The sequence below is a fragment of the Lichenifustis flavocetrariae genome (genome assembly GCF_026130545.1).
GTDB classification, from domain to species: Bacteria; Pseudomonadota; Alphaproteobacteria; order Rhizobiales; family Beijerinckiaceae; genus Lichenihabitans; species Lichenihabitans flavocetrariae.
Map to the genome: position 1 here is coordinate 1 of NZ_JAMOIM010000118.1, position 3,656 is coordinate 3,656.

Annotated in this window: 2 protein-coding genes; both read left to right on the plus strand. The window is 55.3% G+C overall.

From position 1 onward, the window contains the following. Positions 1–1,210: 1,210 nt before the first annotated feature. Positions 1,211–2,329 (plus strand): sensor histidine kinase, encoded by a 1,119-nt coding sequence (locus M8523_RS35980; protein WP_282589591.1) that lies wholly within the window; start codon positions 1,211–1,213, stop codon positions 2,327–2,329. Between the two features lie 150 nt (positions 2,330–2,479). After that, complete coding sequence (locus tag M8523_RS35985; protein ID WP_282589592.1) at positions 2,480–3,094, plus strand: chemotaxis protein CheB; 615 nt, start codon at positions 2,480–2,482, stop codon at positions 3,092–3,094. The last annotated feature ends 562 nt before the right edge of the window (positions 3,095–3,656 follow it).

Sequence of the window (3,656 nt, forward strand, 5' to 3'; positions counted from 1 at the left end):
TCCATGGCGAATGGAACTATACAATCGCTCCAAGGCCATCATAATCAGCGCGATAATTTGTCGACGCTGCCTTAGAGGCCGGCGAATGGTTTCGGCGCGCTCGCTTCGTCATCGTCTCTCCTGATCCGCAGCCACCTTGGCCGCTGTCAGGCAGAAACTCCACTCACCGCACCTGTGCAGATTGCCCAACCACCTTTCACAGACGCGCCGCGCACTTGCCGAAAATCAGGCGAATGGCGGCGTGCCGAATTTTGCGATCGCTTAGAAAGTGCGATAGGGCGGACTTGAGAGGCGTTGAATTTCTGAGCCTATAACGTCTCGCGCTTGACGAAGGGCAGCTAGACGCACCTCGGCAAGAGATCGAAGAGCAGGATCACCGAAAGGCACATCTCCGCTTAAGGTCGCAAGCTTCAGTCCCTCAACAGGGACATTGATTTCAATGCAATGTGCACCTGTTCCGTCTTGCAGGCGAAGGCTTATGGAAGATCGCGTTACGGCAGTGACGGCTAGGTCCATCGGCTCAAATCCCCCGAGGGAGGAAACTACTCTAGAATTTTGCGCACGTCCCGTAATATCCTGCCCGCGACGGCGACGCAGTTTCCCTTCAACGACGGTCCCGAGGTGAAAAGCGGGTCTTCCATGCCCCTGATAACGCCAAAGTCGTTCGGCGCTCGCGTGCGATCCATGTGAATGAGGGCTATCATGGTGTCCGCAAATAAATCTAAGACGGATATCGAAGTGGTCGGCCACATCAAGGCGGTTCCGACGATCCTCGATGTTGTATGTATGACACCGGGACTCGCGTTCGCCGCAGTGGCGCGACCTCGCCGAAAAATACATTGACACGAAAGCCTCTCATTGGAAGGTCAACCCCAAGCCATCATCGCGGCCGCGGCGGGAGAGGTGTTGGACTCAATCGGCTGGGCAGACTTTCGCGCAAGACACGGGCTCCCGCCATGAATTGAAGCATAGTGCAGGATTGATTACTCACTATGCATTTTTGCTTAGTGGACGCTCATGTTGCCAGAGTGTTGAATTGGTTGTCTGATTAGAATTCTTCGAGCACACATTCTACGTTGGACTTGCACAAATAAACTTGCAGACCAATGCACGCATGAGCATTATGTCTGTATTATATTAGATCTTTTCGGCGAGCGCACGCCGGACGGCTTGGCTCCGCGAGCCTCCGGTTTCCCTACATGAGGCGACGATGACAACGCAAACACATTCGCAGGCGCATCTTGGCTTCGACCTCGCGACCGCGGTGATCGTTGCCTCGATCAACCCAGTCATGATCCTCGACAATGATTTAAAGATTATCGCAGTCAGCACGTCCTTCTGCCACGCATTCTGGATCGATCCGGCGGATGTCTCTGGGCAGTCCATCTTTGCAATCGGAGACGGCGAATGGAATGAACCGCGTCTTCGCTCCTTGCTGACCGGGACACTTACGGCGGGGCTGAAAGTCGATGACTATGAAATGGATCTTCGGAGCAAGCAGAAGGGCACGCGTCGTTTAAAATTGAATGCCAACAGGCTCGATTACGTCGACAAAGAGAATGTGCGACTTCTTCTTAGCATCAACGACGTGACCGAACTCCGCGAAACCGAAAAGATTAAGAACGACTTGATGCGTGACAAAGAAAATCTTGTCCGCGAAATGCAGCATCGGATTGCCAACAGCCTCCAGATTATCGCAAGCCTGATCATGAATAGCGCGCGCAGGGTGCAGTCCGATGAAACGCGGGGGCACTTGCAGGCCGCCCATGACCGGGTCATTTCCATCGCAGCCGTCCAGCAACATCTGGCAGCCTCCGGGAATGACACGGTCAAGCTTCGGCCGTACTTTACACAGCTTGCTCAAAGCATTTCAGCATCGATGATAGAGGACCCAGATCGGATTTCGATAGATGTCCTCGTCGATGAAACTATCGTAGATGACGATACGTCCGTGCGTCTCGGACTGGTCGTCACGGAGCTCATCATCAACGCGATCAAGCACGCATTCCCCTCCGGACGTCACGGTCGGATACGAATCGACTACCAGTCGCACGGACCCGATTGGACGCTGAGCGTCGACGATAACGGTGTTGGAATGCCGTCCTCGGGCGATAGGATCGAGGCTGGACTTGGCACAAGCATCATTGAGGCGATCGCCAAGCAGTTGAACGCCCGCATCACGGTGGCCGACGCCCATCCAGGGACAAAGTTCTCCCTCAATCACTCTCTTATGAACTTATCGGATTCCGATATGAATATCATCAAACTACATGACGCAGGCTGGTTTAGAATGGCAAAGCCAGAGGGCCTCTCGAACCTCTTGGCGTAAGTCTCAGATGGGACGCAAGCGGTTCCGCCTTGAGGCTTTGTTGCGGGAAATCCGAAGCAGAATGCCAGCAGCCGGATCCGCTCGCGGACCAGGCAGGAGTTCAGAATTGGCTTTCACGGTTCCGCGCTCTCGGCTGAGTTGAATCCGGGAATGGAAGACCATTCTGCACCCTGGTTCGTCGCCATCGGCGCATCGGGCGGCAAAGGCCTCTCCGACATACAGGCGATCTTGAGCCTGCTGCCGAGATCCCTCGAAGCTGTCGTCCTCATCGTGCTGCATCGTCCTTGGGACCACCTCAGTCATTTGGCGGAAGTTCTAGGGCGCGCCTCTCCTATGCCGGTTCGCATTGCGGTTGATGGCACTCGGTTGGAGATCGGCAATGCCTATATCGGAGAGCCTGGCGATCACCTGGCGCTTGCCGCCGGAAGCTTCGGCGAGCTGGTCTCTGATCCTTTTCGAAGACACCGCAACCGCACGGTCGATCTGCTGTTTCGCTCCGTTGCGGCGCATGGCGGCAATCGCATGATCGGCGTGGTGCTCTCAGGATCGCTGGACGACGGGGCCCGTGGATTGGCGGCACTTCATGAGGCTGGTGGGCTTTCCATGGTTCTCACGCCCAACGAGCCGCCGGACTGCGGTATGCCCGAGAATGCGATCAACTATGACGGCCCCATCGACCGGATTGGGAACCCTTCCGACATCGCATTTGCCATCTGCGAAGCGGTGAGCGGCAAGGATCAAAGGTCAGACTGCCGACCAGCGTGAATGTCGATGCCGATCCAAATTGTAAGCGCATGCCTTTCCGCGATGAGTGAGATAAATATCTGCACGTCATTACAGTTTTGATATCACGAAAGACTTACTGGATCTCGGTTTCATTAAGGCGCATGCATGCGCCATTGCCGGCTTTTCAGGCGTGCGGCAACCGAGAGAGACGTGAGCTTTCGCCTCAGGCGAGTCACGATTATGGACCTTCAGAGACATTTAGAATTTGCGCCTCACTATCGCGCCTTCTTCATCTCGAGCAGCGGGAAAAGAGAGACGTCTCCAGTGCCGATCGAGGCGCAAGATGACGGAGAGGCACTGCGGCGAATGCGTCTGCTCTTCGACGGTCGAGCTGTTGAGCTTTGGGATCACGGGCGGGTGATCATTCGGTTGCCAGCAAGGGTCTTCTAATGGCTCCGATCAACTCACCAATTGCCAGGATCTCAGATGTTTCGGTCTCCGCGGACCTTCAGACTTGAACACAATCTAGCCCACCTTATTCACTGGCCTGATGATGGGAAGGTGGCGGACGTAGCGTATCGTCTTGAGGCAGCGTAGGATT

Coding starts and splice junctions, on each gene's coding strand:
- M8523_RS35980 (WP_282589591.1), top strand. CDS start 1,211: ATGACAACGCAAACACATTCGCAGGCGCATCTTGGCTTCGACCTCGCG.
- M8523_RS35985 (WP_282589592.1), top strand. CDS start 2,480: ATGGAAGACCATTCTGCACCCTGGTTCGTCGCCATCGGCGCATCGGGC.